Source organism: Loigolactobacillus iwatensis (assembly GCF_003950295.1).
Taxonomy (GTDB): Bacteria; Bacillota; Bacilli; order Lactobacillales; family Lactobacillaceae; genus Loigolactobacillus; species Loigolactobacillus iwatensis.
The window spans coordinates 21,749-27,749 of sequence record NZ_RHNP01000041.1 but is presented as its reverse complement, the minus strand read 5'-3'; the positions used below and the strand labels follow the sequence as shown (position 1 = coordinate 27,749).

Below are 6,001 nucleotides of genomic sequence, written 5' to 3'. Positions count from 1 at the left end.
AAAAAAACAGCATTAGAAGTTGCCTAACTTCTAACGCTGTAAAATTGGCTATCAACAGGATTTGACAGAGAGCCAATTCATTTTTTGTTGTAACTCCTATTTTAATTGCATTCGCTTTTGTACTATATCGATTGCATTAGCGATTACGAATGGTTTCAACTAATTCACGGCAACCAATAACGACGAGACTAACGCCGAAAATTTGAAGGCCGAAGAGTACACTACGGAAAGGATTGAAGAGTAAGAAACCACCTACAATAATGATAACCGCGCTGTAGATAATTTCTGGAAAACGGCTAACGTTTACAAAATGACGGTGATTGAGCACGCCGATTAAATGGCTAATTCCATATATTAGAATGATAATTCCCATTAGGAAAGGCAACATACTAACCAGGCCCGGTGCAAAGATTAGAACAAATAGTGCGGCCAAGCAAAGGACAATTCCAGAAGTACGCTGATTTCCGTAACGACCACTTTGTTTAAATTCTTTGCGCGCGGCCCACAAAGCAATAACACCTAGGTAAACTAAATAAAGGGCAATTAGATAAATGACAATTTTAAAAATTGGGTGGGGCCAAATAATTAAAGCAACACCGGCAACAATGGCCAGTAGGGTTTGTAGTACACGATTTTTTTTGAATGAATTTGACATAAACAAGCTCCTCTCAAGTTCTGTACTTACTTCAAAGCCTACCACATTTAGAAGACCGTACCATACGCCTTGAGACGGAAATTAAGCGGGAAAATAAAAAAACGCCTTGTTTAACGGGCAGATAATAACTAGTTCCTACCGTATTAACACGAAACGTTTCTCTGATTAAGCCTATGAGTACTTTTAAGTAATCGTTAACGAAGCAGATCCAAAACAACAATTATTTCGCTGTCTTCAAGACCGTGCATGCAATGAAGTTCTCCCTTTTCCATTACGACTACTTTGCCAGGGTAGATCTCTTCACTGTAACCATCCGTTTTAAATTCAATCCGGCCCTTGACTGGAATAACAACGCCGTGGGCTGGTGCTGGGTGAAGTTTACCATTGCCAGTAATCTGTCCTTTTGCGATGATGCGGTGCCCGATTCGCTGTCCGCCGCTATTTAAAAGATGTTCGTGAACATCTGTACCTTGTGTACCTGTTAAAAATTGCATTGTGCCACTTCCCTTATTTCATTGACGTGGAAACCACGTTAAGTCTATTAAAGAAAAGGAGAAGTGAAAAGTCAATTAAAATTTTCTAGTACTTTTAATAATAAAAGCGTTACCGGTACAATTCAAGCCTTCAAAAGGGCTAAACTTACATTAAGAGTTGAGCGAAGTTTGTAAAAATTGGCCCATTTTATGTTAAAATAGCAAACATGATGAATTGTGTGACTGGTTGTACCGATTTGTAGCTTAAGAACCAATCAGCGACACTTTTTATAATTATGACTCGGAATAAGGTAGTCGAAGCACTACTTTTGATTTAAAAATGGAGGGTATGCACATGTGTGGCATCATCGGCTTTGCAGGCGGCGCTTTAAATCTTGAGGATAAGCAAACAATCCTTGATAAACAGGTAGAAGTTATTAAACATCGGGGTCCTAACGATAAGGGCTCTTTTGTTGATGACGATGTTGCACTAGGCTTTCGGCGCCTATCAATTATTGATTTAACTAATGGGAAACAACCAATCTATAATGCCGATAATTCAAAATTAATTGTTTTTAACGGTGAGATTTATAACTATCAGGAAGTTCGTGATGAACTAGAAGGTCTAGGCTACGTTTTCAAAACGCACACTGACACTGAAAGTCTCCTTCACGGCTATGAAGCGTGGGGTCCTGATGTTTTGAAGAAGGTTCGGGGAATGTTTACTTTCTTTATTTGGGACACGGTTAAGAAGGAGCTATTTGGCGCCCGTGACTTTTTCGGCATTAAACCACTTTACTATACTTATCTAGATGACGGTACTTTTATGTTTTCATCTGAATTAAAGACGTTTATGAAGCACCCTAAATTCAAGAAGCGTTTAAACAAAGAGGCGTTAAAACCCTACTTGATGAATCAGTATAATGACTTGGACGAAACCTTTTTTAAGGGTGTCTTTAAGTTTCCTGCGGGCCATTATTTTATTTGGAAAGACGGCAAAGTGGACGTTGAGCAATACTGGGATGCAGACTATACACAAAACAACCTAAGTTTTGAAGATACGGTTAAGGAAATTAACAAGTCGGTTGAGGAATCAGTTAAATACCATAATATTGCGGATGTTCCGGTGGGTAGTTTCTTATCTGAAGGGGTTGATAGTAGCTACGTTACCAGTATCCTTAAACCACAAAAGGTGTTTAGTGTTGGCTTTGACGAGGCCTACAATGAAGCTGGGCGGGCCAAAGAGTTATCCGATAAACTGGGTCTAGAATTCAAACAAACCACTGTGACGGCCGAGGAAGCCTTTGATAAGTTTCCGCTGATGCAATATCATATGGATGATCCAGATGGCAATCCAAGTTTGATTCCACTTTGGTTTTTATGTGAGTTGGCCGCCAAGGATGTTACCGTTGTATTGTCCGGTGAAGGCGCCGATGAAATGTTTGCTGGTTACGTGAACTACGGGATGCACACGCATAATGAGGTCATTAAAGTCTTTGCCTCTGGACTAAAAAAGTTACCCCGCAATACCCGCTATCATTTAGCACGACGAATTAAAAAGGGCAGTAATTTCCGCGGTAAGGTTCATTTGTATACTACGTTAGCAAAACCAAGTGAATATTACGTGGGTCAATCAGTCATTTATAATTTTGAACAACCAACTATTTTTACGGCCAAGCAGGCCAATGGTTTGGTGACCGAAAAATACCGTAATACGCTAGATATTAAAGGAAATTATACCCACGACTTTAAAAAGGTTGCCAATATTGATGAAGTGAAACAAATGCAGTACATTGATTTGCATCACTTTATGTATAACGATATTTTACAAAAGGCTGATAAAATATCAATGGCGCATAGTTTGGAATTACGGGTGCCATTTTTGGATGTTAAGGTTGCTAAATTGGCCAACAGTATTCCCACTAAGTATCTACTTAATAACAAGGACACTAAGTATGCATTCCGTAAGGCTTCTGAAATGCACTTACCGAAGAGCTGGGCTGATCGGCCTAAGTTAGGTTTCCCGGTTCCAATTAAGCAGTGGTTAGCCGAGGATAAGTATTACCAGAAGGTTCGGGATTTATTTACCCAGGATTTTGTTCAAGAATTTTTTGAGCAAGATAAAATTTTGAATATCTTGGACAAAACACATTCTGGGGAGTTAAATGGCCGGCGTGAAGTTTGGGTAATTTATACATTTTTAATTTGGTATCAAGATTACTTTATCAACTTGGATCAATTTCAATAAAAGATTACAAAAAAAGTCAAACTACGTTGTCGCAAAAGCGATTTGGTAGTTTGACTTTTTTTGTATCCTTTTATTTTGCTTGAATAGCAAGATCTAACCATTTACTAAAGAAAGGATAGAGGTGATTCAATTCATAAATTTGGGTTTCTGGATCGGGATAGTGGAGGCTTAAGGTCTCATTTTGTGAGTTAATTGTTAGTCCGAGTTCCTTTTGATTTGGTAATTCCAACTTGTAAGTACCAATTGTACTACCAGTTTTCATTAAAATATTGTTACTGGAAGATGTCACAAAAAGATCCTCAAGACAAGGTAAAGCATCAACCTCAACTGCCGAAATGGTTAAGGTTAATTCATGGTTTAGTAGATCGGGAATTGTTTCGGCCTCCCAAGTAAATAGACCACTGTCGGATATCTTGGAACGGCCTAGATCCGTAACGTCATTTTTTTCATCATCGTTAACTTTAAAATGTCGAACATCAAAATTTCCAATATTTATACTGAGCTTGGCCGGTTCATGAACGTTATCGGTAACGATTGTCCGAGTTGAAAAGCTCTTGTCTGCTGGGAAAATAACTTTAAAATTGAGATTATCAACGGGTTGCAAGACAGTTTCCCGTGGTGTTTGAAACTGAATATTGGCCGCATAAAGTAGCTTGATCATTTGCATAAGGGCAGGAAATTGTTCCTCGTCCATAAAGTAAGCTTCAGAGGCGTTTTCTTTGATTTGTTGTAGCGTTGGCAAATGTTGGGCCGTTAAATAAGCTTTGGCCGTTAGTGCTTCATTGATTGAAAATAAAATTGTGTTATTTTGACCGTCGTCACTAGCGTAGTTAAGATTGATTGCCAGTCGTTGATTAGCATCTGATGCAACGTTCATCCAAATGTGTTCCAATAACTCAGCCTGGCTGATTAACTTATCATTATTAAAAGCTTCCCAGATTTTATCGGCAAAAACACGTGTATAACTGGCAGTTAACTCTAATAGTGCTTGATCATTTTGCATCCATTGTTGTTTATCAATAACGTACTGGCGCTGTTTTTGGTAAAGCGTCATCGTTGTTTGCTGAATTTGGCCAATGTCAGCGGGCGCAGCAATTAGATCTCTTAGTTGTGGCCGGTTAAAATTAAGCATGCTGGTCATCTCCCTTGCTGGCTAGATTAGGCGCTACCTGAAGATTATCTAAATAGCTTTCTTGGATATGAACCAGTGCATTTTCAAACTGAGTGAGCGAGCTGTACTGATTGACAATTGCTTGATATTCATAGCGAATGACAGCAACTTCAACTTCTAATTGTCGCTTTTGCTCATCATAATGTGTGTCGGCCAATTGTTTGGCCGCAGTAAAACGAGTCTTTAGATCGGCAATTTCTGCTGTGTTTGGTGCAGGAGTGGCCGCTTCAGAGTCGTTGGTTTCTTCATTTCCAGAGTTACTATCCATAAAGTTAAGTAAATTTTTTAAGCGGCCACTATTTTGCTGTGGTGCTTTATCACGATTTAAGCGGGACTGCGCTACAGCCGAGTCAGCGTTTTCTGTTGCCCGATCTAGATCGGCATGTAATTCGTTGGCCTCTTGATAAAGCTGCTCGTGTAATTGATCTAGACGGTTCTGTAAGTAGTTATCATTATCTTTTTCGTAACCTTCAAGCTCAGGGAGAATTTGTTGTTGCAATTCATCCGTTTGAATAATTTGTCGATTCCACACATCTAAAACGCCAAATTGACGACGGTGGTACCAGTCACCAAACATGACAACACCTTCACTGTTAATTTCGAAGAAAGGAATATAAGTGCGTAACCATTTGGTGAGACCTTTTTGTAAATAGGCCTTAAGCTCGGCCTGAGCCTGTTTATCGTAAGCCAAAATATAAGCCGGTACCTCAGAGGTCTCTAAGCGAAGAGATGAGGCCGTTGTGTCTATTTTACGATAGAGCTCTAAATCTGAACGATCGTGCCATGCCTGCGCAAAATCGATAAAAAACTGCTTTTGGTAGTTTAAACATTTTTCCGTATCCATTAGCGAAACTCCCCGAATTTTTATTTAATTAACGCCAGAACAGTTGCTTTGCGCCAAAGCTGTTAATTGTTATAACGTAAAATTATTCTCTATAATCCTATTCTACAGCTTTTGAGCAGTGCTTGGAAAGGATTAATGTTGCTTTAGTATGATTCCTAGTGTAATTTTAAAGATTATTACCAAAAAATGAAAGTAACTGTAATTTTGGTGGAACCGATTTTAAATTATTGCCGGATAATTTTAGATTTCCGGCCATTTCTAGGCCCTATAAAATTAAGTAACTAAATCGAGGTAGGAGTGGGACAAAAGTCGGCTTGGGTTTACTGCGTAATGTAGGCTAAGTCAATAACCGCACTATGGGTATTGAGGCACGTGAACCCAGACTTTTGGCGCACATTCTAGACCAATGATCGGAAAAATAAGAAAGTGGGACAAAAATTGGTTTTGGGATTGGCTGTTGTAGCTAACCGCGGGAACCCGAACGCTTTTGCAGACACTCTCGAGACTAAATGATCGAAAAAATAAGAGGCTAGGATTTTTTGTCCCAGCCTCGCCTCTTATTAAAGCTATAACGTAAGAAAAGATTACTTTACAATACTTTAAAAAATTT

The 6,001-nt window shown here is 39.0% G+C and carries 5 protein-coding genes; 1 reads left to right on the top strand and 4 read right to left on the bottom strand.

Translation table 11 applies throughout. The features are described 5' to 3' along the window. Positions 1-136: 136 nt before the first annotated feature. The gene (locus EKM98_RS10175) at positions 137-655 is read right to left on the bottom strand and encodes a DUF308 domain-containing protein (protein ID WP_125982452.1); all 519 of its coding nucleotides are present in this window, start codon (positions 653-655) and stop codon (positions 137-139) included. Between the two features lie 194 nt (positions 656-849). After that, positions 850-1,149, bottom strand: coding sequence for a cupin domain-containing protein (locus EKM98_RS10170; protein ID WP_125982450.1), 300 nt, complete (start codon positions 1,147-1,149; stop codon positions 850-852). 334 nt (positions 1,150-1,483) lie between these two features. Between EKM98_RS10170 and asnB the strand changes: the two genes are divergently transcribed. Continuing rightward, complete coding sequence (asnB, locus tag EKM98_RS10165; protein ID WP_125982448.1) at positions 1,484-3,376, top strand: asparagine synthase (glutamine-hydrolyzing); 1,893 nt, start codon at positions 1,484-1,486, stop codon at positions 3,374-3,376. A gap of 70 nt (positions 3,377-3,446) precedes the next feature. Here the strand turns inward: asnB and EKM98_RS10160 are convergent, their stop codons facing one another. Continuing rightward, positions 3,447-4,508: a hypothetical protein gene (locus tag EKM98_RS10160; RefSeq protein WP_125982446.1), complete on the bottom strand. Its 1,062-nt coding sequence runs from the start codon at positions 4,506-4,508 to the stop codon at positions 3,447-3,449. Beyond that, on the bottom strand, positions 4,501-5,391 hold the full coding sequence (locus EKM98_RS10155) for a hypothetical protein (protein WP_125982445.1): 891 nt from the start codon (positions 5,389-5,391) through the stop codon (positions 4,501-4,503). Before EKM98_RS10155 ends, EKM98_RS10160 begins: the two co-directional genes overlap by 8 nt. Positions 5,392-6,001 lie beyond the last annotated feature (610 nt).

Excerpts from the sequence above, each read along its gene's own strand:
- EKM98_RS10175 (WP_125982452.1), bottom strand. The coding sequence starts at position 655 with ATGTCAAATTCATTCAAAAAAAATCGTGTACTACAAACCCTACTGGCC.
- EKM98_RS10170 (WP_125982450.1), bottom strand. The coding sequence starts at position 1,149 with ATGCAATTTTTAACAGGTACACAAGGTACAGATGTTCACGAACATCTT.
- asnB (WP_125982448.1), top strand. The coding sequence starts at position 1,484 with ATGTGTGGCATCATCGGCTTTGCAGGCGGCGCTTTAAATCTTGAGGAT.
- EKM98_RS10160 (WP_125982446.1), bottom strand. The coding sequence starts at position 4,508 with ATGCTTAATTTTAACCGGCCACAACTAAGAGATCTAATTGCTGCGCCC.
- EKM98_RS10155 (WP_125982445.1), bottom strand. The coding sequence starts at position 5,391 with ATGGATACGGAAAAATGTTTAAACTACCAAAAGCAGTTTTTTATCGAT.